Source organism: Pseudomonas sp. NPDC078416 (genome assembly GCF_050268485.1).
Taxonomy (GTDB): domain Bacteria; phylum Pseudomonadota; class Gammaproteobacteria; order Pseudomonadales; family Pseudomonadaceae; genus Aquipseudomonas.
On the sequence record NZ_JBNNGV010000031.1, the window covers coordinates 23,794 to 47,024 of the forward strand.

20 protein-coding genes are annotated in these 23,231 nt (G+C 60.4%); 10 read left to right on the forward strand and 10 right to left on the reverse strand.

Annotation, left to right across the window (positions count from 1 at the left end):
* Positions 1–105 precede the first annotated feature (105 nt).
* Positions 106–363, forward strand: a complete 258-nt coding sequence (locus tag ACQKEN_RS21420; RefSeq protein ID WP_427688557.1) for a CsbD family protein — start codon at positions 106–108, stop codon at positions 361–363.
* A gap of 181 nt (positions 364–544) precedes the next feature.
* Here the strand turns inward: ACQKEN_RS21420 and ACQKEN_RS21425 are convergent, their stop codons facing one another.
* The 7 genes from ACQKEN_RS21425 to ACQKEN_RS21455 form a co-directional block, all read right to left on the reverse strand.
* Positions 545–1,693, reverse strand: a complete 1,149-nt coding sequence (locus ACQKEN_RS21425) for an iron-containing alcohol dehydrogenase (protein WP_427688559.1) — start codon at positions 1,691–1,693, stop codon at positions 545–547.
* A 310-nt stretch (positions 1,694–2,003) separates the two neighbouring features.
* Positions 2,004–2,828, reverse strand: a complete 825-nt coding sequence (locus tag ACQKEN_RS21430) for an ABC transporter permease (RefSeq protein WP_065991348.1) — start codon at positions 2,826–2,828, stop codon at positions 2,004–2,006.
* 11 nt (positions 2,829–2,839) lie between these two features.
* Positions 2,840–4,087, reverse strand: a complete 1,248-nt coding sequence (locus ACQKEN_RS21435) for an ABC transporter permease (protein WP_427688562.1) — start codon at positions 4,085–4,087, stop codon at positions 2,840–2,842.
* Between the two features lie 111 nt (positions 4,088–4,198).
* Positions 4,199–5,230 carry a polyamine ABC transporter substrate-binding protein gene (locus tag ACQKEN_RS21440; RefSeq protein ID WP_427688564.1) on the reverse strand — a complete coding sequence of 344 codons (1,032 nt, stop codon included), beginning with the start codon at positions 5,228–5,230 and terminating at the stop codon, positions 4,199–4,201.
* 92 nt (positions 5,231–5,322) lie between these two features.
* Positions 5,323–6,447: an ABC transporter ATP-binding protein gene (locus ACQKEN_RS21445; RefSeq protein ID WP_065991345.1), complete on the reverse strand. Its 1,125-nt coding sequence runs from the start codon at positions 6,445–6,447 to the stop codon at positions 5,323–5,325.
* Positions 6,448–6,739: 292 nt separating this feature from the next.
* Positions 6,740–7,369, reverse strand: a complete 630-nt coding sequence (locus tag ACQKEN_RS21450; RefSeq protein ID WP_133775454.1) for a response regulator — start codon at positions 7,367–7,369, stop codon at positions 6,740–6,742.
* Positions 7,366–9,372, reverse strand: a complete 2,007-nt coding sequence (locus tag ACQKEN_RS21455) for a PAS domain-containing sensor histidine kinase (protein WP_427688596.1) — start codon at positions 9,370–9,372, stop codon at positions 7,366–7,368. The genes ACQKEN_RS21450 and ACQKEN_RS21455 overlap by 4 nt, the downstream gene beginning before the upstream one ends.
* A gap of 213 nt (positions 9,373–9,585) precedes the next feature.
* On the opposite strand from ACQKEN_RS21455, the gene ACQKEN_RS21460 reads away from it, so the two are divergent.
* Positions 9,586–10,569: an alpha/beta hydrolase family protein gene (locus tag ACQKEN_RS21460; protein WP_427688566.1), complete on the forward strand. Its 984-nt coding sequence runs from the start codon at positions 9,586–9,588 to the stop codon at positions 10,567–10,569.
* A gap of 54 nt (positions 10,570–10,623) precedes the next feature.
* Here ACQKEN_RS21460 and ACQKEN_RS21465 read toward each other — a convergent pair whose 3' ends face one another.
* From ACQKEN_RS21465 to ACQKEN_RS21475, 3 genes are read right to left on the reverse strand one after another with little or no spacing between them, the layout of a single operon-like run.
* Complete coding sequence (locus tag ACQKEN_RS21465) at positions 10,624–11,397, reverse strand: DnaJ domain-containing protein (RefSeq protein ID WP_427688568.1); 774 nt, start codon at positions 11,395–11,397, stop codon at positions 10,624–10,626.
* On the reverse strand, positions 11,398–12,066 hold the full coding sequence (gene murU / locus ACQKEN_RS21470) for an N-acetylmuramate alpha-1-phosphate uridylyltransferase MurU (RefSeq protein ID WP_427688570.1): 669 nt from the start codon (positions 12,064–12,066) through the stop codon (positions 11,398–11,400).
* 58 nt (positions 12,067–12,124) lie between these two features.
* Positions 12,125–13,168: an aminoglycoside phosphotransferase family protein gene (locus tag ACQKEN_RS21475; RefSeq protein ID WP_427688572.1), complete on the reverse strand. Its 1,044-nt coding sequence runs from the start codon at positions 13,166–13,168 to the stop codon at positions 12,125–12,127.
* Positions 13,169–13,297: 129 nt separating this feature from the next.
* Between ACQKEN_RS21475 and ACQKEN_RS21480 the strand changes: the two genes are divergently transcribed.
* The 8 genes from ACQKEN_RS21480 to ACQKEN_RS21515 all read left to right on the forward strand — a co-directional run bounded on the left by ACQKEN_RS21480 (position 13,298) and on the right by ACQKEN_RS21515 (position 23,162).
* Complete coding sequence (locus ACQKEN_RS21480; RefSeq protein ID WP_427688574.1) at positions 13,298–16,105, forward strand: LPS-assembly protein LptD; 2,808 nt, start codon at positions 13,298–13,300, stop codon at positions 16,103–16,105.
* Positions 16,086–17,408, forward strand: coding sequence for a peptidylprolyl isomerase (locus ACQKEN_RS21485; protein WP_427688576.1), 1,323 nt, complete (start codon positions 16,086–16,088; stop codon positions 17,406–17,408). Before ACQKEN_RS21480 ends, ACQKEN_RS21485 begins: the two co-directional genes overlap by 20 nt.
* A complete protein-coding gene (gene pdxA, locus ACQKEN_RS21490) occupies positions 17,405–18,394 on the forward strand; it encodes a 4-hydroxythreonine-4-phosphate dehydrogenase PdxA (protein WP_427688578.1) in 990 nt (329 codons plus the stop codon). Before ACQKEN_RS21485 ends, pdxA begins: the two co-directional genes overlap by 4 nt.
* Complete coding sequence (gene rsmA, locus ACQKEN_RS21495; RefSeq protein WP_427688579.1) at positions 18,391–19,197, forward strand: 16S rRNA (adenine(1518)-N(6)/adenine(1519)-N(6))-dimethyltransferase RsmA; 807 nt, start codon at positions 18,391–18,393, stop codon at positions 19,195–19,197. Before pdxA ends, rsmA begins: the two co-directional genes overlap by 4 nt.
* 118 nt (positions 19,198–19,315) lie before the next feature.
* A complete protein-coding gene (gene apaG, locus ACQKEN_RS21500) occupies positions 19,316–19,696 on the forward strand; it encodes a Co2+/Mg2+ efflux protein ApaG (RefSeq protein ID WP_427688580.1) in 381 nt (126 codons plus the stop codon).
* A complete protein-coding gene (locus tag ACQKEN_RS21505) occupies positions 19,696–20,577 on the forward strand; it encodes a symmetrical bis(5'-nucleosyl)-tetraphosphatase (protein WP_427688581.1) in 882 nt (293 codons plus the stop codon). Before apaG ends, ACQKEN_RS21505 begins: the two co-directional genes overlap by 1 nt.
* A gap of 54 nt (positions 20,578–20,631) precedes the next feature.
* Positions 20,632–20,952, forward strand: coding sequence for a thiosulfate sulfurtransferase GlpE (glpE, locus tag ACQKEN_RS21510; RefSeq protein ID WP_065991333.1), 321 nt, complete (start codon positions 20,632–20,634; stop codon positions 20,950–20,952).
* A 287-nt stretch (positions 20,953–21,239) separates the two neighbouring features.
* Positions 21,240–23,162: a PrkA family serine protein kinase gene (locus ACQKEN_RS21515; RefSeq protein WP_192173109.1), complete on the forward strand. Its 1,923-nt coding sequence runs from the start codon at positions 21,240–21,242 to the stop codon at positions 23,160–23,162.
* The last annotated feature ends 69 nt before the right edge of the window (positions 23,163–23,231 follow it).

Consider the following 23,231-nt stretch of genomic DNA (forward strand, 5'->3'; position numbering starts at 1 on the left):
ATATTCACCTTCATGGGGTGACGCCCGAGCTCTACGCTATGGATGTGGCTGACCCGTTGAGGTCAGCAAATTATTCATACTGATGCTCATTCCTGAGGGCAAGACATGAAAAGCGAACAAGTGAAAGGCGTATTCGAACAAGCGGCCGGCAAGGCCCAAGACGTCTTCGGCAACCTGACTGGTGACGAGCGCACGCAAATGGAAGGCAAAGCGCGGCAAGCGGCGGGTGAATTGCAGGAACGTTACGGCGATCTGCTGGACGAAGTGGCGACCTTCACTCAGCAACGCCCGCGCACCACATTGATGGTCCTCGCCGGCCTGACGCTGACCGTCGGCTGGTTACTGGCCCGTCGTCGCGGTTGAAGCATGTCGTTGCGGATCTGGCCGAGATGATCAGCGCTTGAGCAAACGCCATCGCGGGCAAGCGCGCTCCTACAGTTTCGGGGTGATCCAACCATCGGTGAGCTGCCGTGATCACGTGTAGGAGCGCGCTTGCCCGCGAAGAGGCACTTACAGGCAATACATCTGCGCGCCGACTGACCGATCAATACGCCGCGCGGTAGATTTTTTCGATGTCGGCAGCGGTCAGTTTCCGGGGGTTGTTGCGCATCAGGCGCTCGATCTTGCTGGCCTCCTCGGCCATCGCGGGAATGGCGTCTTCGGGCACATTGAAGCTGCGCAGGCCGGACGGGATTTCCACCGCTGCGCATAGGTCGGCCATGGCTTTCACCGCCAGGTCGGCGGCGTCCCTGTCGCTCAAATGTGCGACGCGGACGCCCATCGCGTCGGCAACGTCGCGCATCCGTTCGACGCAGGCCAGTTTGTTCCATTCCATCACGTAGGGCAGCAACAGCGCGTTGCTCACGCCATGGGCAATATTGAATCGCCCTCCCAGCGGATACGCCAGCGCATGCACCGCGCCAACCCCGGCATTACCGAACGCCATGCCGGCCATGAGACTGGCGGTGGCCATGTCTTCTCGCGCCTGCAAATTCGATGGATTGGCGTAAGCCTTGGGCAGCGCCTTGACGATCAGTTTGATGGCGCCCAAGGCGAGGGCGTCGGTGATCGGCGAGGCATTGACTGAAAGGTAGGCCTCGATGGCATGCACCAGCGCGTCGACTCCGCTGGCTGCCGTTACACTGCGCGGACAGGTCAGGGTCATCAACGGGCTGACCAGCGCGACGTCGGGCAACAAGTAATCGCTGACGATGCCCTTTTTCAGCTGTGCCTGCTTGTCCGAAAAGATCGCCACGTTGGTAACTTCCGAACCGGTACCGGCCGTGGTGGGGATGGCAATCAGCGGAGGGCCTTTGCGCTTGACCAGATCGACCCCGAACAACTCGGCCAGCGGCCCTTCATGGTTCGCGAACGCAGCGACGCCTTTTGCGATGTCGATGGCACTGCCGCCACCGACACCGATCAGACCGTCATGACCGCCGTCCCGGTAGGCCCGGGTGCAGTCCTCGACGATAGAGATTTCCGGCTCGGGTTTGACCTGATCAAACAGGCCATACCGACGACCGCCCAACTGCGCCAGTGCGAGGTCGACCGTTCCGGATGTGACCAGTATCGCGTCGGTGACGATCAGCGGGTTTTGCACGTTGAGCCGGGTCAGCTCGGCGGACAACTGCTCGATCGCGGCGGGGCCGGTGATCAGTTTGTTGGCGATCTTGAAAGCAGAAACACTCATCGGGCTCGTCCTTTACGTTGTTGTTGGAGACGGGGCTCTTTTACAAGGCAGGGTCAGCATGCGTTGAGTGAAACATAGACCGGATCGCGGAATGCGTCAGGTTTGGGGTGTGGCGGAAGAAGAATGTGGGGTTCACCAGAGACTTCGGCCCGTACAGAGATCCCCTTGTAGGAGCCGGCTTGCTGGCGAACGCGGTGCATGAGTGACGAAGAAGTCGCCTGACCCAATGTGTTCGCCAGCAAGCCAGCTCCTACGGATGTTGCATTCGCCGATCTTTACCAGTGTTACCGAGGTTCAGTGTCAGCGCTGATCACTCCACCGCCGTGCGCAGTTTCTCGCTGCGGCCGCGCAGCCATTCCAGCACCAGCAACAGCACCACCGAGAAGCCGATAAGCAAGGTCGCTGCGGCGGCAATCGTCGGGCTGAGGTTTTCGCGGATGCCGCTGAACATCTGCCGCGGCAGCGTCGCCTGACCCGGGCCTGCGAGGAAGAGCGTGACGACCACTTCATCGAACGAAGTCGCGAAAGCAAACAGCGCCCCGGAGATCACGCCCGGCGCAATCAGCGGCAAAGTCACACGCCGAAACGCCGTCGTTGGCGAAGCACCCAGGCTCGCTGCTGCACGCACCAGGTTGTAATTGAAACCCTGCAGCGTGGCCGACACGGTGATGATCACAAACGGCACACCCAATACAGCATGCACCAGGATCAGCGAGATATAGCTGTTGCCCAGACCGAGCGGCGCAAAAAACAGGTAACTCGCCACCCCGACGATCACCACCGGCACCACCATCGGCGAAATCACCAGCGCCATCACCAGCGCCTTGCCAGGGAAGTTGCTGCGGGTCAGCCCGATGGCCGCCAACGTCCCGAAACCCATGGCGAGCACCGTGGCAGCCGGGGCGACGATCAGGCTGTTCTTCAGCGCGCGCATCCACTCGGCCGAACCGAAAAAGTCCTGATACCAGTGCAGCGAAAAGCCCTGCAGCGGGTAGACCAGAAAGCTGCCGGAGTTGAACGACAGCGGCACGATCACCAGCACCGGCAACACCAGGAACAGCAGAATCAACCCGCACAGCGTGCGCAGCGTGTAATGCCAGACCCGCTCGATGGGCGAGGAATAAGGGCTCAACATGTTGGTTTTCCTCAGCTCAGACGCAGGCGGCTGGCGCCGACCAGCCAGTTATAGATCAGGTACAGCACGACGGTTGCCAGCAGCAGCAAACCGCCCAGCGCCGTCGCCATGCCCCAGTTGATGCTGGTGTTGGTGTAGAACGCCACGAAATAACTGACCATCTGATCGTTCGGGCTGCCGAGCAGTGCCGGGGTGATGTAGTAACCGATGGCAAGGATGAACACCAACAGACAACCCGCGCCCACACCGGCGTAGGTCTGCGGGAAGTACACGCGCCAGAAACTGGCGAACGGATTACAGCCCAGGGAAATCGCCGCGCGCATGTAGGTTGGCGAGATGCCTTTCATCACGCTGTAGATGGGCAGAATCATGAACGGCAACATGATGTGCACCATCGAGATGTAAACGCCTACACGGTTGAACACCAGCTCCAGCGGTTTATCGATGATGCCCATGGCCATCAGCGCGCCATTGATCAGGCCGCTCGATTGCAGTAACACGATCCAGGCGGCGACGCGCACCAGGATCGACGTCCAGAACGGCAGCAAGACCAGGATCATCAGCAAGTTGCTCTGCCGTGCGGGCAGATTCGCCAACAGGTACGCCAGCGGATAGGCCAGCAGCAGGCAGATCACGGTGATCACCAGGCCCATCCAGAAGGTGCGGGCGAAGATGTCGAGGTAAATCGCCTGGTCGGGTGTGGCCGGCGCCAGTTCACCGAGGTCATCGATGCGGTGGTCGACAGCGGCCAGCAGGTAATAGGGGGTGAAGCTTGAGGTGTTGCGGCGGATCGCCTGCCAATACGCAGGATCGCCCCAGCGCTCATCAATGGCTTCCAGCGCTTCCTTATAAGAAGCCGGTTCTTCCTTGAATGGCATGGCGCGGGCGGTTTTCGCCAACAGGCTGCGGTAGCCCGCCAACTCCTGGTTCAAGCGTTTGGACAGATCGCCCAGCGTCTGATTCTTGCGTGCTTCCGCCAGGTCCTGGCTCGCGGCTTTGTATACCGCGTCAGGCGGCAGCCCCTTGCCGTCCCATTTCGCCACTTCCACCACAGTCAGCGGCATGCCACCCACCACTTCCGGGTTACTGACGCTTTTGTAGAGCAGCGCCGCAATCGGCACGAGAAACACCAGCAGCAGGAAGATCACCAATGGCGCGATCAACGCCTGAGCCTTCCAGCGATTGACGCGCTCGGCACGGGCCAGGCGTTGCTTCAGGGTCGGGCTGGCACCTTCAGTCAGGGGCACGGCGATGGCCATAGTGAACTCCGAAATCTTTTAACAAAGAGCGCGTCCCCTGCCCTGCTTTCAGACAGTTCAGACGACGCACCCGGATCTAACTCACAACCAAGCGCTTACAGGGCTGCGGTCTTATTTAGCCGCCCAGGAGTTGAAGCGCTGTTCCAGCGACTCACCGAAGTCAGCCCAGAATTTCACGTCGATCTGCACCTGATCCTTGATGTTCTCAGGGGTGGTCGGCATGTTTTTCAGGGTTTCAGCACTCAGCAACGGGACCGCGCCGGTGTTGGCCGGGCCGTAAGCGATGTTTTCGGAGTAGGTCTTCTGCTGCTCTGGCTTGAGGGAGTAAGCGATGAACTTCTTCGCTTCTTCGGCGTTTTTCGCGCCCTTCGGAATGGCCCATGCGTCGAAGTCATACACGCCGCCGGTCCAGACCACTTTCAGGTTGCTCTCTTTCTGCACGGCAGCGATGCGACCGTTGTAGGCCGAGCTCATCACGACGTCGCCCGATTGCAGATACTGAGGCGGCTGTGCGCCCGCTTCCCACCATTGAATGCTTGGCTTGAGCTTGTCGAGCATCTTGAAGGCGCGGTCCTGGCCTTCCTTGGTCCCCAGCACTTTGTAGACGTCTTTCGGCGCAACGCCGTCGGCCATCAGGGCGAATTCCAGGGTGTATTTGGCGCCCTTGCGCAGGCCACGCTTGCCCGGGAATTTCTCGGTGTCCCAGAAATCGGCCCAACCGGTCGGTGCGGATTTCAGCTTGTCGGCGTTGTAGGCCAGCACGGTGGACCAGACGAAAAAGCCTACGCCGCATTCAGAGATTGCGCCCTTCACGTAGCTGTCCTTGTTGCCGAGATCGACCGACGCCAGCGACTCGAACATGTCTTCGTCACAGCCACGGGACAGCTCTGGCGATTCCACCTCCACCAGATCCCAGGTCACGCTCTTGGTGTCGACCATGGCTTTGACCTTGGCCATCTCACCGTTGTATTCGCCGGCGATGATCTTGCCGTTGCCGGCTTTTTCCCACGGTGCGTAGAAGGCCTTTTCCTGGGCCGCCTTGTTCGCGCCACCGAAGGAAATGACCGTCAGGTCCGCTGCCATGGTTTGCGCGGCGCACATCATGCCGACCGATAAGGCGGTGAGCTTCAATGTCTTGAGCATCAGTTTTTCTCTCCACGAACAATGTTGGTTAAGCGATGGGGGGCGATTTGGCTCGCCTCTGGGTTCTTCGGTTGACGCGTCACGCGGGTGTATCAATGGGCATCCAGCAACGGGTCCAGCGCGCGCGCGTGCTCGACCTGCCATCCAATGGGCACGACATCGCCAACGCTCAGCGCCGGATCCAGCTCGGCGATGGGCTGTTTGACGAAGAAATCGGTTTTACCGGCCACTTCCAGACGCACCCGTACGTGGTCGCCCAGGTAGATGAATTCGGCGACACGGCCGGAGAAGCGATTGACGCAGCTCTCGCTGCGGCCGTTGAGGTTCACGCGTTCCGGACGAATAGAAAGCGTGACCGGGCTGCCGGTGGCACCGACGTTGATCGCCAGCGCTTCGACTTTTTCGCCGCGCGCAAGGCCCACTACGCAGCGGTCGCCGCTCTGGCTGAGCAAGGTGCCGCTGATGCGGTTGTTCTCGCCGATGAAGTTGGCGACGAAAGTGTTTTTCGGCTCTTCATAAAGGGTGCGCGGCGGGGCGATCTGCTGGATCTCGCCCTGATGGAACACCGCGACGCGGTCCGACATGGTCAGCGCTTCGCCCTGATCGTGGGTGACGTAAACGACGGTCACGCCCAGGCGCTGGTGCAGGTGTTTGATCTCCATCTGCATGTGTTCGCGCAGTTGTTTGTCGAGCGCCCCGAGGGGTTCATCCATCAGCACCAACTGCGGTTCGAACACCAACGCCCGGGCCAGCGCGACACGTTGTTGCTGGCCACCCGACAACTGCGCGGGATAACGATGGGCGAAGGTGCCGAGCTGCACCATGTCGAGGGCGCGTTTGACCTTTTCGGCGACGTCGGTCTTGCTCATGCCGCGCACCGACAGCGGAAACGCGAGGTTTTCGGCGACGGTCATGTGCGGGAACAGCGCGTAGTTCTGGAACACCATGCCGATGTCGCGTTTGTGCGGCGGTACGTTGTTGATCGAGCGGCCGGCCAGCAGGATCTCCCCGGCGGTGGGCGTCTCGAAGCCGGCGAGCATCATCAGGCTGGTGGTCTTGCCGGAGCCGGACGGCCCGAGCAGGGTGAGGAATTCGCCTTTGCAAATATCCAGGTTGAGGTCTTTGACGATCAGGGCTTCGCCGTCATAGCTCTTTTGCACACCGCGAAAGCTGACCAGAACATCACTCGCCCCAGCGCTTGAATCGACGTTGCTCATTGCCCACACCTTTGTTTGATCCACCGTAGGGATCAAGCCTAGATGAGCCTGAAGGCCGCGCAAATCGGGGCGTGAGAGAGAATGGCCTAGGTGGGGTGGAAGGTTTCGGGTAGGGATTGCCCTACAGGGATGGCGGGGATAGGCATGACTTATCCGAGGGATTTGTTGCCTTCATCGACGCTTTCGCGAGCAAGCTCACTCCTACAAGGGATTGCGGTAATTCCGCAGGAGCGCGATTGCCCGCGAACACGTCAGCACAGGCGCAGGGAAGGTCGTTTTTAGACCCGGCGCCTCAGACCAACTTATGCTCCATCGCATACTTCACCAGCTCGGCGAGCGAATTGATTTTCAGCTTCTGCATCAGGCGCGCCTTGTGGGTGCTGATGGTCTTGCTGCTCAGCGCCAGTTGCTGGGCGATGTCGTTGACGTTCGCGCCCTGGGCCAGGCGCTCGAACACCGAGAACTCGCGCTCGGACAACAGCGAGTGCAAGGGACGGTGATCCGTCAGTCCGACTTCGAACACCATGCGATCGGCCAGGTCCGGGTCGATGTAACGCCCGCCCGCGGCCACGCGCCGAATCGCCGTCAGCAACAAGGCGGGGTCGCTGTCTTTGGTGGCGTAACCGGCGGCGCCGACCTTCAAGGCCCGCGCGGCCATTTGCGCTTCGTCGTGCATCGACAGCACCAGAATGGCAGGCGGATTGTTTAGCGCACGAATCCGCGGGATCGCCTCCAGACCGTTGACCCCCGGCATGGAAATATCCAGCAGCACGACCTCGCACGGGATGTGGCGCAACGCCTCCAGCAACTGCTCGCCATTGCTGGCCTCCCCGACCACCTGCAGATCCTTCGCCAGGCCGATCAGCTGTTTGATGCCCTCGCGGACAATCGTGTGGTCTTCGGCAACCAATACGCGAATCAATGCACGTGCTCCTGAGCGACCGGGTCCAGCGGAATGTGGATGCGCAAGGTTGTGCCTTCTCCGGGCAAGGTGTCCAGATGCAATTGCCCGCCCATGATCAGAACCCGCTCACGCATGCCCACCAGCCCGAACGATGCCGGACGCTCGGCGCGCAGATCGAAGCCCTTGCCGTCATCGGCGATGCGCATGCACAGCACGTCATCGCTCAGCGTCAGGCTCAGCTCGACCGTGTGCGCCTCGGCATGGCGCATGACGTTGGTCAGCGACTCCTGAAGGATGCGAAACAGCCCGATGGCCGTGGCGTCCGGCAGGCTGGGCAGGTTGTCCGGCACCTGCACCAGGCACGGAATCTGGGTGCGTGCTTCGAAGCGCCGGGCCTGCCACTCAATGGCCGAGGCGATGCCTGCATCGAGAATCGGTGGCCGCAGCGCGGTCGCCACGTCCCGCACCAACTGGAACAACTGCGCAATCAGGCGCTTCATGCTGTTCAACCGATCACGCAGGCCAGGGTCAAGATCGGCGTAGGCCAGTTCACACATGGACGTTTCGAGCTTGAGCACAGTCAGCATCTGACCCAGCTCGTCGTGAACTTCCCGGGCGATCCGGGCCTTTTCTTCTTCGCGCACGGTTTCCAGGTGCGCCGAAAGCTCGCGCAACTGCTCGGCCAGCACCTGCAGGCGCGCTTCACTTTCCTGCAGCGCGGCGAGGGATCGACGCCGTTCGGTCACATCGGTGATGAACACCACCAGATACTCGGCGTCGCGAAAGCGCAGGAAGCTCAACGACACATCCGCAGGGAGGATGCTGCCATCGGCGCGCACGCAATTGCTTTCGTAGTTCTGCGGCCCTTCCTCGCTGGAGCGCGCGGTTTTCCACAGATTGAGCCAGCGGTCCATGTTCAGCCCCGGCTCGAAATCAATCAGCGGCCGGTCCACCACTCCGCCGGGCGCATAACCCAGCATGGTCTCGGCGGCCTGATTGGCGTAGCGCACATGGCTGTCCCAATGGACCCAGAGAATGCCGACGGTGCTCTGATCAATGGAGAATTGCGCCAGCCTTAATGCCTCTTCCCCTGCCAGGCGCCTGGCGATGTCATCTCGCGCGCCAAGCAGCTGTTTCTCCAGTTGCTGCTGTTGCTTGCGCTGCCAGTAAACAATCGCCGCGCTGGCCAGAAGCAGGACCAACAGCAGCAGCGCGATGTTCTTCCACAGCCCCGGCGACTCGCTGATCTGCGGGTATTTGGGCTGCAGCCACTGCGTATGCAACTGTTCGAGATCCCGGGCCGGAATGGCGTTTAATGCCTGGCTGATAATCTCGGCGAGCTGCGGCGTGTCACGTCGGGAAGCCACGCGCAGCAATTGCGGAAAGCCGATGTCGCCCACCACGGCGAGCCCGGCAAACTCCGCCTCACGGGACAGACGGCTGAGCTGCGCCTCATCGATGACGGCGTAACGTGCCTGCTGACTGAGCAAGAGTTGCAAAGCCTGACGCTCGAGCGGTACGCCTTGGAGATTAAGGTGGGTGTAGTTGCTGCGCAGGTAGTCAGCCGTGGCACTGGGCATGCGCACGGCGACACGCACCTGGCTGTCGAGTTTTTCCAGATCCACCGCGCCGGCGCCGTCACGTTCGCCGACGATCAGTTGCGGCACGCGCATGTACGGATCGGAATACAGCCACAGGCGCAAGCCGGCGGGCGTCTGGGTCAGGCCGGGCGCGAAGTCGATCTGGCCATCGGCGAGGGCTTTTTCGAGCTCGCTCTGATCGGCATAACTGCGCCACAGAAGCTCCACTTGAAGGGTCTTGGCCATGAGATTGATAAGGTCGACGTTCGCGCCGGACAACTGCTGAGCGCGACGATCGAGCTGGGCGTAAGGCGTTTGAAGGACGAGCCCGACGCGCAATTGCCCGCGCTGGTTCAGCCAGTCCCGCTGCTCGCGGCTCAAGGGGTCGGCCTGGGTAGCCGAGACAGCGGCATGGAGCGACATCGGCAGCGCGATCAGCATCAGGCCGATCAAGAGCGCGCGGGTGTCGCCGATAACCCGAAGGCACAGCGCACGGATCCTCAAACTGTCGTCTCCATTTTCCTGAATTCCATGCCAATCATGCTCTTCATGCTCTGTGCCAGTCGTTCGCTGAGGCGCGGCGATTGCCCGGCCTGACAAACAGCCATCAACCCATTAGTCTGCCGGAATTGTTTCCGGCCTTTGGAATATTCGATGTCCTACACCCTTCGCGCACTATTTCCTGCGCTGTGCCTGACGCTGATACTACCTTGCTCGCCGCTCGCCATGGCTGCGGACCCGGCGCCGGATAAAGACGCCAAGCCTGCTGAAGCGCCGGTCGAGCGGGCCGCACTGCCGTCGCGCACTGAAGAAGACACCCTGGCGCTGGAGCGTCAGGTGCCGCAAGCCGAGCAACAGCAGTTGCAGGCGGGCGACGAGACGTTTCTCGCGTTGTGGAAACCGGCAAACGCCGACGAACCCAAAGGCGCGGTGATCATCGTGCCGGGCGCCGATGAGTCAGCGGACTGGCCGGTTGCGGTAGCGCCGCTGCGTCGCAAGTTGCCGGACGTCGGGTGGTCCAGCCTCAGCCTGAGCATGCCGGACGCTCACAATGACGGCGTATTCGCGCGCGTGGCGGATGCTCCAGCTGCGGCCTCTACGGGTGATAAACCCAAGGACGCGCCGGTGAAGGCGCCGGATCCTGCAGCCACTGCCGAGGCGGAGGCTGCAGCCGCCGCCGAACAGGCCGCTGCCCAAGCCGAGCTGGCCAAGGCCAACGCCGAGAAAATCTTCGCCCGGATCGACAGTGCCGTGGCGTTCGCCCAGCAGAAAAAGGCCCGCAGCATCGTCCTCCTCGGCCACGGCAGCGGGGCATATTGGGCGGCGCGTTACATGAGCGAGCGGCCCTCGCCGGCCGTTCAACGCCTGGTCATGGTCACGCCCGTGGACACCGGCAAGGAAACGCCGTCGCTGGTGGAGCTGCTGCCCACGCTGAAAGTCCCGACGGCCGACTTCGTCAACAAAGACCGTTCGGTGCCGCGCCAGCAGGCACAAGACCGTCTGGACGCCAGCAAACGAAACAAAAACGCTCGGTTTACCCAGGTTGCGTTGAGTGCGATTCCGGGGAACCCGACGATGGAGCAGGATCAGCTGTTTCGTCGCGTTCGGGGGTGGTTGGAGGGGGACGCCGCGAAGTAACCCTTATCGCCTGCAATGCTGCCCGTGCTGCGGGCAGCATCCAAACCCAAAGCCTCAGCGAAACCCGCGCCGATCGCGAATGACCGCGTAGGCGTGGTGCAGCTCGCGGGTTTTTTCGGTGGCATCACGAACCTGTATCTGATTGGCGCCACTGCCGGCGATTTTGTCCGGGTGGTGACGACTCAGCAATCGACGGTAGGCGCGCTTGATCTGCGCAGGCTCCGCATCCGCTTTCACACCCAGCAAACGCAGCGCGTCCTGGAACTCGCCGCCACTGCTGGCGGGAGCGCCCCGCGAACGTTGTTCGTCTTCGGTAGATGACAACCCTTCGACTTTGCCCGCAGGCCAGCCAAGCCACTTGCCCCACAGCACAATCAATTCGCGTTCGGAGCGCGACGCCCTGCCATCCGCCCACGCCATGCGCCAACAGGCACGCAACAAACCTTCTGCCGCATGGGGTTGGTTTTTCAGGCGCGTGAGGTGAACGCGCAAATTGTCACGCCCGTCCTTGCCCCGATTGAACGCCTGGATTGCCCGCCGTTGCGCCGCCTCGCTGAGGTCCAGTCGGCGCATTTCAACCCGCGCCTGCTGAATATGCCCGTCCACCACCCGGCCATCGCTCTTCGCCAGACGCCCCAGCAGCATGAAAATAAGCTCGTCATCACGCGGCACGGTGCGGCCATTGGCACGCTCGCGCATCTCCGCCCAGCTGCGGAAATGCAGTCGCCGATCAAGGGCCTGACCCAGAAGGGCACCGAGCATGGCGCCGGGAATGCTGGCGATCAGATACCCGACGCCACCGCCGACCACCGTGAATGGCCACAGCATCTAGGGTTTCACCGCAAGCATCTGCTCGACTTCTGCCAGGCGCTCATGGGTACCGACATCCACCCAGCGCCCGGCAAAACGCTCGCCGGTCACCAGGCCTTTCGCCATGGCGTCACGCAGCAGGGGCGCCAGCTTGAACGCGCCTTCAGTGCAGCCCGCGAAAAGTTGCGGATGCAGCACCGCAATGCCGCTGTAGGTCAGGCGCGGCTGAGTCGCGTCGTCATGCACCTGCCCGTCGACCAGCGCGAAATCGCCGCCGGGGTGATGTGGCGGGTTATCCACGAGCACCAGATGGGCAAGCCCCTTGAGCGGCTTCATCAACGAGCTGAAATCGAAATCGACCCATATATCACCGTTGACCACCAGAAAAGGCTCGTCTCCCAGCAGCGGCAGCGCACGGAAGATTCCTCCGCCCGTCTCCAGCGGCTCGCCCTCGGGGGAATAGCGGATATTCAGGCCCCACGGGCGGCCGTCGCCCAGATGGTCTTCGATCTGCTGACCCAGCCACGCATGGTTGATCACAACGTCTTCAACGCCAGCCGATTTGATCGCGCGCAGGTGATATTCAATCAGTGGAACACCGCCGGCACTCACCAGCGGCTTGGGCGTGTGCAGGGTCAACGGGCGCAGGCGCTCGCCTTTGCCCGCTGCCAGAATCATCGCTTTCATGCGGCCCTCATCAAGACAATCTTCACGTGCAGTCCCTCTTCAATTGCAATCCATTCCATTACACAACAGATGCCGGTTTTGCCTGTGTCGGTTTTGTATGGCCAAGGCTGGTCAACAGATTACTCAACTCAACCAGCTCCGGGCGTCGCGCCAACACCGCTTCTATATAAGAGAAGAAGCGCGGCACGTCGGCGACGTAGCGTGGCTTGCCGTCACGGTGGCAGATGCGGGCGAAAATACCGATCACCTTCAAATGCCGCTGCACGCCCATCAAATCACTGGCACGACGGAATTCATCGAATTCGTCCTGCACCGGGATACCCGCCGCAGCGGCTTTATTCCAATACAGCTTGAGCCAGTCCGCTACGCGCTCCTCCGGCCAACTCAGGAATGCATCCTTGAACAGGCACGTGATGTCGTAGGTGACCGGGCCGTAAACCGCGTCCTGAAAATCCAGCACGCCAGGGTTCGGTTCGCTGAACATCAGGTTGCGCGGCATGTAATCTCGGTGAACCAGCACCTTCGGCTGGGCCAGCGCGCTCTCGATCAGCAGATCGCTGACAGCCTGCCAACTGGCCTGCTGCGCCTGATCGAACTCCACGCCAAGATGACGCTTCACGTACCACTCGGGAAACAGCTCCAGTTCGCGGCGCAGGAGTGCCACGTCATAACTCGGCAACGGCGCGTCCATCGGCAGTTGCTGGTACGCGAGCAGTGCGTCGATTGCGTCCATGAACAGCCGATCGGCGTTTTGCTCGTCGATGACATCCAGGTAAGTCTGACGACCCAGGTCATTCAACAAAAGGAAGCCCTGATTCAGGTCTTCGGCATAAATTTTCGGAACATTAATGCCCGAGCCGCTCAATAAATGAGCGATATCCACGAAGGGTTTGCAGTTTTCCTGGGGGGGCGGCGCGTCCATGACAATAAAAGTGCGGCCCTCCCCCTCCCAGCGAAAGTAGCGCCGGAAACTGGCGTCGCTACTGGCGGCAGTCAACGTGGCCGGGGGTATCGGGCCCCAGCCATGAGCCTCAAATAAACGCGGGAGCTGCTCTTCGAGCCAAACTTTCAGGTGTTGCAGGCGTACATCTTGATCTGGCATTGCAAGGGTCTCCGACGGCGCTAGCCGTCAAGCGGGTCATGCTTTATTATCCGACATCTTTTTCAGCCCATCGAGAGGCGTGCGGCCCCCCCGCGGGCAGATGGCGCGCAGGAAGCCCGGACTAATAAGATGGCATTGAAATCCCCCGCGTTTCGTAAAAAATTTCCGTTGCTCGTAACCGGCAGTTTGCTGGCGATGCAACCCCTGGCCGTCCCGTACGTGGTTGCCGCCGAACAGTATGACTGCTCGGTGTCTGCAACAGGTGCATGGGATTGCTCTCCGAAAACCAACGCAGCCCAGTTGCCTCCGCGCCCCGTGCACGACGCCAACAGTGTTTCGTCCAACAGCAGCACGGCAGATGGCGGTCAGACGACCACCACCTCCGATGGCGAAGTCGTGCCCAAAACGATGCTGGTCACCGAGGCCAAGGGCCGTGGCCTGAAATCGCGTAGTGCCGATTACAGCCACCTGGACTGGGTTCCGCGCGAGAAGCTGACCGCAGCCCAACTGGCCGAGACCGGTCCGTACTGCTCGGGCGCCTACATCGAACCGATCCGTCCGGGCATGGACGACAAGACGCCGAAGAGCGACGCACCGACTTTCATCGGCGCCAAGGCTTCGCGTTATCAGCAGGAAGAACAGGTTGCGACCCTGGCCGGTGATGTTGTCCTGCGTCAGGGCAGCATGCAGGTCGAGGCTGACGAAGCCAGCCTGCATCAGGCCGAGAACCGTGGCGAGCTGAACGGCGATGTCCGTCTGCGCGACAACGGTGCCCTGATCGTCGGCGACCACGCTGAAGTCCAGCTCGACACCGGCGAAGCCAAAGTCGACAACGCCGAGTACGTGCTGCACAAGAACAACGTTCGCGGTAACGCCCTGTACGCCCGCCGTGCCGAGAACGCGATCATCCGCTTGAAGGACGGCACGTACACCACGTGCGAACCGAACAGCAACGCGTGGACCGTGAAGGGCAACAACATCACCCTGAACCCAGCCACCGGTTTCGGTACTGCCACCAACGCCACACTGCGCGTTCATGACATTCCGATCCTGTACACGCCTTATATCTATTTCCCGATCGACGACCGTCGCCAGTCCGGCTTCCTGCCACCGACCATCGGTACAGACAGCGACACCGGCTTCTCGTTGCTCACCCCGTACTACTTCAACCTGGCGCCGAACTACGACGCCACGTTGTACCCGACCTACATGGCCAAACGTGGTCTGTTGCTGGAAGGCGAGTTCCGTTACCTGACCAAGACCAGCGAAGGTCAGTTCGGTGCGGCTTACCTGAACGACGACAACGACGATCGCAAGTTGCAGTCGGACTATAAAGACACCCGCTGGATGTACAACTGGCAGGATCGCAGTGGTCTGGATTCACGCCTGACCAGCAAGATCGACTACACCAAGGTCAGTGACCCTTACTACTTCAAGGACCTGAAAAGCGGTCAGGAAGGCGTCAGCACCAAGGACTTCCTGAACCAGCAGGGGGCTGTTTACTACCGTGGTGACAACTACACTGCGACGCTGAATGCCCAGCAGTATCAGCTGACCACCGTGACTCAGATCACGCCTTATGGCCGCCTGCCTCAGCTCACGCTGAACGGCACGTTGCCATTTCAGCCTGCTGGCTTCAAGTTCGATTACGAGACTGAGCTGGTTCGCTTCGATCGTGATCTGCGCACTGGCCAGTACAGCGATGAAGACGGCATTCTCAGCAATCGACTGGATACGAACGTCACGGGTCTGGCTCGCGCAAACGGCGATCGCTTGAACCTCGCGCCGTCCATCAGCCTTCCGCTGACCGCCAGCTATGGTTTCGTCACCCCGAAACTGAAGTACGTTTACACCAAGTACGACCTGGATCTGGACGGGCAAGGCAAGGCTTACCTGGCTTCCGATGCCAATCTGAATTCGACTACTCGTGAGAACTTTGACAGCGGCGTTGACCGCGCGGTGCCGATTTTCAGCGTCGACAGCGGCTTGTACTTCGATCGCAACACCAACTGGTTCGGTAAAAACTACCGCCAGACGCTGGAGCCTCGTGCGTACTACCTCTATGTTCCAGAGAAAGATCAGAGCGACATTCCGATCTTCGACAGTGGCGAAACCACGTTTAATTACAGCTCACTGTTCCGCGACAACCGTTTCGTCGGCTCCGACCGCATCGGCGACGAGAACAAACTGTCGCTGGGCGTGACCAACCGCTGGATCGAAGACAACGGTTTCGAACGTCAACGCGTCAGCGTCGGTCAGGCGGTGTACTTCGCCGACCGCAAGGTGCAGCTGCCAGGTATTGCTTTCGAAGACCGCAAGGACGCTCAGTCCGACGTGTCTCCGTATGCTCTGGAATACGAATACCGCTTCAACCGCGACTGGCGTGCCACGTCGGACTTCAACTGGGACCCGGACAGCCGCAGCACTCGCTCGGGCAGTGCAATGTTTCACTACCAGCCTGAAGACGAACCGGGCAAGGTCATCAACGCTGGCTATCGCTATCGCAACGACCAGGTCCGTTATGACCAGACCACCGGTAAGTGGAGCGTAGGCGGGGGTGATTACACCTACCCGGATGGCAGGGTCATCAAGGACTACTACAAGATTCAGCAACATGACTTCTCGGTCATCTGGCCTGTGGTTCCGCAGTGGAGCGCAATCGCCCGCTGGCAGTACGACTACAACCGTGACCGTACCCTCGAAGCCTTTGGTGGTTTTGAATATGACAACTGCTGCTGGAAGCTGCGTCTGATCAACCGGTACTGGGTCGACTATGACGAGTCCACCCAAGAGATACCGCAGAACGAAAAAGGCGACCGCGGCGTCTTCCTACAAATCGTGTTGAAGGGACTTGGCGGCGTCGTTGGCCAAAAAGTTGAAAGCTTCCTCGACAAAGGCATCCAAGGTTATCGTGAACGTGAAGACCAAGCTTTCTGATTGTCTGCGCCCGCTGATGCTGGGCGCGCTGCTTATCGGTACCGTTGCGCACGCTGAAGTGCGCACCATCGACAAGGTAGTTGCCATCGTCGACAACGACGTGGTCATGCAAAGCCAGCTCGACCAGCGCACCCGTGAGGTTCAGCAAACCATCGCCAAGCGCGGGCAGGGTGTTCCGCCCGCCAGCGCACTGGAATCTCAGGTCCTGGATCGTCTGATCCTGGAAAACCTGCAGATCCAGATCGGCGAACGCTCCGGCATTCGCATCAGCGATGAAGAACTGAACCAGGCGGTTGCCACCATTGCTCAACGCAACAACATGAGCGTTGACCAGTTCAAGGCTGCACTGACCCACGACGGTCTGTCCTACACCAGCGCACGTGAGCAGATCCGCCGGGAGATGATCATCAGCCGTGTGCGTCAGCGCCGGGTTGCCGAGCGCATTCAGGTCTCGGAGCAGGAAGTGAAAAACTTCCTCGCCTCCGATCTGGGCAAAGCGCAGTTCTCCGAAGAATTTCACCTGGCCAACATTTTGATCCCGACGCCGGACAGTGCGACGTCGGATCAGATTCAGGCCGCTGCAGCCAAAGCCAAAGACCTCTATGGCAAGCTGCAGCAGGGGGCGAACTTCGAGCAGATGGCGATCGCGTCGTCGGCCAGCGAAAGTGCACTGGACGGTGGTGACATGGGCTGGCGTAAAGCGGCCCAGCTGCCACCTCCGTTCGGCGACATGCTGTCGTCGATGCGTCCAGGTGAAGTTACGCCTCCTGCACGCACACCGGGCGGCTTCATCATTCTCAAACTGCTGGAAAAACGCGGCGGCGAGACTCAGACCCAGATGCGCGATGAGGTTCACGTTCGTCACATCCTGATCAAGCCAAGCGAAATCCGTAGCCCAGCCGAGACCAAGCTGCTGGCGCAACGTATCTACGATCGCATCCAGAATGGCGAAGACTTCGGCGAGCTGGCGAAGAGCTTTTCCGAAGACCCGGGTTCGGCGCTCAACGGCGGCGACATGAACTGGGTTGACCCGCGCTCGCTGGTTCCGGAGTTCCGCGACGTCATGAACGAGACGCCTCAGGGTGTCGTGTCCAAGCCGTTCGAGACTCAATTCGGCTGGCACGTTCTGGAAGTCATGGGCCGTCGCTCGACTGACAGCACCAGTCAGGCGCGTGAGCAACAGGCGATGACCGTACTGCGTAACCGCAAGTACGACGAAGAGCTGCAAACCTGGCTGCGTCAGATCCGTGATGAAGCCTACGTCGAGATCAAGCTCCCCGGAGCTGATCAGGCGGCCAAGTGAAACCCCAGCGTTTCGCCCTGACACCCGGCGAGCCGGCCGGCATCGGTCCAGACCTTTGCCTGCTGCTCGCCGCGCAGTCCCAGCCCCATCCCCTGATTGCCATTACCAGCTGCGACCTGCTCACCGAGCGGGCCGCCCGGTTGGGGGTGGCTGTCAGTCTGATTCCTGTCACGCCCGCCGTCTGGCCCGATGTGCCCGCCCCCGCTGGCAGTCTCTATGTATGGGACACGCCGGTTCAGGCACCAGTGATTGCCGGCCAGCTCGACAAAGCCAACGGCGGTTTCGTGCTCGAAACCCTGACTCGAGCGGGCCAGGGCTGCCTGGACGGCCACTTCGCGGGCATGATCACCGCGCCCGTGCACAAGGGCGTAATCAACGACAGTGGCATCGCGTTCTCCGGCCACACTGAATTCCTTGCCGAGCTGACTCACACCGAACAGGTGGTGATGATGCTGGCGACCGGTGATTTGCGCGTAGCGCTGGTGACCACTCACCTGCCCCTGCGTGACGTTGCCGACGCAATCACTGCTGATCGGCTGGAGCGCGTGACGCGCATCCTGCACGCTGATCTGGTCAGCAAATTCGGCATCGCCCGCCCGCGGATTCTGGTCTGTGGCCTGAACCCGCACGCTGGCGAGAGCGGCCACCTGGGCCGCGAAGAAATCGACATCATCGAACCTACTATGGCGCGTCTGCGCAGCGAGGGCCTGGACTTACATGGCCCGCTGCCTGCCGACACGCTCTTTACCCCCAAATATCTGGAGCACTGCGACGCAGTGCTGGCGATGTACCACGACCAGGGCCTGCCCGTGCTGAAGTACAAAGGCTTCGGCGCCGCCGTCAACATCACGCTGGGCCTGCCGATCATTCGCACCTCCGTGGATCACGGCACGGCGCTGGATCTGGCGGGCACCGGCAAGATCGACACCGGCAGCCTCAGGGTCGCTCTGGAAACCGCCTATCAGATGGCCGAGACCCATTCATGAACGAGCAATACCAACACAAGGCGCGCAAGCGTTTTGGCCAGAACTTCCTGCATGACGCTGGCGTGATCGACAAGATCCTGCGTTCCATTCGTGCCAAGACCGAAGACCGCATGCTGGAAATCGGCCCGGGACAAGGCGCCCTGACCGAGGGCCTGCTGAACAGCGGTGCGCAACTGGACGTCGTCGAACTCGACAAAGACCTCGTGCCGATCCTCATGCATCAGTTCGGCAGCAAGCCGAATTTCAGCCTGCATCAGGGTGACGCGCTGAAGTTCGACTTCACCAGCCTGAATGCCGCACCCAACAGCCTGCGGGTCGTCGGCAACCTGCCGTACAACATCTCCACGCCGCTGATCTTCCACCTGCTGCAGAACGCGTACCTGATCCGCGACATGCACTTCATGCTGCAGAAAGAAGTGGTCGAGCGTCTGGCGGCAGGTCCGGGTGGCGGTGATTGGGGTCGCCTGTCGATCATGGTTCAGTATCACTGTCGCGTGGAACATCTGTTCAACGTCGGCCCCGGCGCGTTCAATCCGCCACCGAAAGTGGATTCGGCCATCGTTCGCCTGGTGCCCCATGAAACCCTGCCGCACCCGGCCAAGGATCACCGCGTGCTTGAGCGTGTCGTCCGTGAAGCGTTCAACCAGCGCCGCAAGACTCTGCGCAACACATTGAAAGCCCTGCTGACCAGCGAAGAGATCGCCGAAGCCGGTGTCGATGGCAGCCTGCGTCCGGAGCAGCTGGACCTGGCGGCGTTTGTGCGCCTGGCCGACAAGCTCAGCGAAAAGCCTGTCGCCGCCTGACCTTCTCGGGACATGTCCGGTCAAAGCCTCTGTACTTGCTTATCCGCGACATGTCCTAGACTGATTTCCAACCGGACGACTTCCGGCTATTTCCGCTTTCGCTTCTAAGGCCTCTTGCATGTCTGATTCTCGTTACCAGGTCGACGTCAGCGTCGAGACCCGATTCCTAGCCGAACAGTCTCAGCCTGAGCACAACCGTTTCGCCTTCGCCTACACCATCACCGTGCAGAACAACGGCGGGTTGCCAGCCAAGTTGCTGTCACGCCATTGGGTCATCACCGACGGCGACGGCCAGGTTGAAGAGGTGCGCGGCGATGGCGTTGTCGGCCAGCAACCGCTGATCCAGCCTGGACAAAGCCACACCTACACAAGCGGCACCGTGATGACCACCAAGGTGGGCAACATGCAGGGCACTTATCAAATGCTCGCAGAAGACGGCAAGCGCTTCGACGCTGTCATCGCTCCGTTCCGTCTGGCCGTCCCGGGGGCGCTTCACTGATGGCGGTCTACGCAGTCGGTGACCTGCAGGGCTGCCTTGAACCGCTGAAGTGCCTGCTCGAACGCGTTGCATTCGAGCCCGGCAAAGACACGCTCTGGCTGGTCGGCGACCTCGTCAACCGAGGACCGCAATCACTGGAAACCCTGCGTTATCTCTACGCCATGCGCGACTCCGTCGTCTGCGTGCTGGGCAATCACGACCTGCACCTGCTGGCGGCCGGACGCAACATCGAGCGCCTGAAAAAAGGCGACACCCTGCGGGAGATTCTGGAAGCGCCGGACGCCGTCGTACTGCTCGACTGGCTGCGCCAACAGAAGCTGATGCATTACGACGCCGAACGCGACATCGCACTGGTACACGCCGGAATCCCGCCGCAATGGACGCTGAAGAAAGCCCTGCGCTGCGCAGAGGAAGTGGAAGAAGCGTTGCGCGACGACAATCGCTTCGAACCCTTTCTCGACGGCATGTACGGCAACGAGCCTGCGAAATGGGACAAGGATCTGCACGGCGTCACCCGGCTGCGGGTCATCACCAACTATTTCACGCGCATGCGTTTTTGCACCAGCGACGGCAAGCTCGATCTCAAGAGCAAGGAAGGCCTCGACAGCGCGCCGGCGGGATACGCGCCGTGGTTCAAGCACAAAGAGCGCAAAACCAAAGGCGTAGGTATCATTTTCGGGCACTGGGCCGCGCTTGAAGGCCGATGTGACGAACCGGGCGTGTATGCGCTGGACACAGGCTGTGTCTGGGGCGGCGCGATGACGCTGCTTAATGTCGACACTCGCGCGCTGATTCGCTGCGAATGCGACGAGCATGGCAACGCGAAGGCACCCGCCCCTGCGGCATTCCCCGTCAGCGAGCCCGTTCCACTGCAGCAGTAAGATCTCACTACGTTCTCGACCGTTCGAGGACCCGACGGCCCAGGAGCCCGAGCCATGACTGACTTCAAACGCATTTCACCCGAACAAGTCCATGCCCTGCGCGAACAAGGCGCCGTGCTGGTGGACGTGCGTGACGCGCAGACCTACGCGACCCAGCACATCCCGGATTCCCATCACCTCGACAACCATTCCATCGCCGACTTCATCCGTCAGGCCGATCTGGACAAACCGTTGGTCGTCCTCTGCTACCACGGCAACTCCAGCCAGAGTGCAGCAGCCTATCTTGTAGGTCAGGGCTTCTCCGAGGTCTACAGCATGGATGGCGGTTTCGAGTTGTGGAAAACCAAATTTCCTGAAGAAACCGCACAAGGCTGATCGAAAAATATTTTTGCTGACCGCTATCCCGCGTCCTACGCGGGCTCGCGCCCTCATCTGACGAACGGGTATGCCCTCTTCATCCCCATTGCTTCTTTCTGTGCCCGAATCCGAACTACTCTTAGCCTCAGGCCATCCGAATCAGGGGAGAGCCGGTACACCGGCGCGTGGGTCATCGGTAGCTACTTTTATGGTGTTTGGGGGGTAATGGCAGCCGCGTGATCGGCTTCCATCCAGCATCGACTGACGATCCGCCGCCGGCTCCACGTATCGAGCGAGGTGACGTCATGAGTATTTTTAGCCACTTCCAACAACGCTTTGAATCGACACGGCAGGAAGAGCTCTCGCTACAGGAGTATCTCGAGCTCTGCAAAACCGACCGCAGCGCATACGCTTCCGCCGCAGAGCGTCTGCTGATGGCCATCGGTGAGCCTGAATTGTTCGACACGTCGACCAACTCCAGGTTGTCCAGAATCTTCTCCAACAAGGTCATTCGGCGCTATCCGGCGTTCGAAGACTTTCATGGCATGGAAGACTGCATCGAGCAAATCGTCTCGTACTTCCGCCACGCCGCTCAAGGCCTGGAAGAGAAGAAACAGATCCTTTACCTGCTTGGCCCGGTAGGCGGCGGCAAGTCGTCCCTGGCTGAAAAACTCAAAACGCTGGTCGAAAAAGTACCGTTCTACGCCATCAAAGGGTCGCCGGTTTTCGAATCCCCTTTGGGCCTTTTCAAACCCACCGAAGACGGGACGATCCTCGAAGAGGACTACGGCATCCCGCGGCGGTACCTGAACACCATCATGTCGCCATGGGCGACCAAACGACTGGCCGAGTTCGGCGGCGACATCAGTCAATTCAAGGTGGTCAAGCTCTACCCTTCCATCCTCAACCAGATCGCCGTCGCCAAGACCGAGCCCGGTGACGAGAACAACCAGGACATTTCAGCGCTGGTGGGTAAGGTCGATATCCGCAAGCTCGAGGAGTACCCACAGAACGACGCCGACGCTTACAGTTATTCAGGCGCGCTGTGCCGGGCCAACCAGGGCCTTATGGAATTCGTGGAAATGTTCAAGGCGCCGATCAAGGTGCTCCACCCGCTGCTGACCGCCACCCAGGAAGGTAACTACAACAGTACCGAAGGCCTCGGCGCGATTCCGTTCACCGGTATTTTGCTGGCCCACTCCAACGAATCGGAATGGCACAGCTTCCGAAACAACAAGAACAACGAAGCCTTCATCGACCGGATTTACATCGTGAAGGTGCCGTACTGCCTGCGGGTCAGTGACGAGATCAAGATTTACGACAAATTGCTGTTCAACAGCTCGCTGGCCAAAGCCCACTGCGCGCCGGACACCCTGAAAATGCTTGCGCAGTTCACTGTGCTGTCGCGGCTTAAAGAGCCGGACAACTCCAACATCTATTCGAAGATGAGGGTGTACGACGGCGAGAACCTCAAGGATACCGACCCGAAAGCCAAGTCGATTCAGGAATACCGCGACAGCGCCGGTGTTGACGAAGGCATGAACGGCCTATCTACGCGGTTTGCGTTCAAGATCCTGTCGAAGGTCTTCAACTTCGATCCTCACGAAATCGCTGCCAACCCGGTTCACTTGCTGTACGTGCTGGAGCAGCAGATCGAGCAGGAGCAGTTCCAGGCCGAAACCCGCGAGCGTTATCTGCGCTTCATCAAGGAGTACCTGGCGCCCCGCTACATTGAGTTCATCGGTAAGGAAATCCAGACGGCGTACCTCGAGTCTTACAGCGAATACGGCCAGAACATTTTTGACCGCTATGTCCTGTACGCGGATTTCTGGATTCAGGATCAGGAATATCGCGACCCGGAAACCGGCGAGATCCTCAACCGCGTGGCGTTGAATGAGGAACTGGAGAAGATCGAAAAACCGGCCGGCATCAGCAACCCGAAAGACTTCCGCAACGAGATCGTCAACTTTGTGCTGCGTGCCCGCGCCAATAACAACGGCAAGAACCCGACCTGGCTGAGCTACGAGAAGCTGCGGGTGGTGATCGAGAAGAAAATGTTCTCGAACACCGAAGACCTGCTGCCGGTCATCAGCTTCAACGCGAAGGCCAGCAAAGAGGATCAGCAGAAGCACAACGACTTTGTCACACGAATGGTCGAGCGGGGCTACACCGATAAACAGGTAAGGCTTCTTTCCGAATGGTACCTACGGGTCCGGAAATCGCAGTAAGGCAGCTGCAAGCGTCAAGCCACAGGCTGCAGGAAGAAAGCACGTCATCTGCTATCCAGATAATTGCTT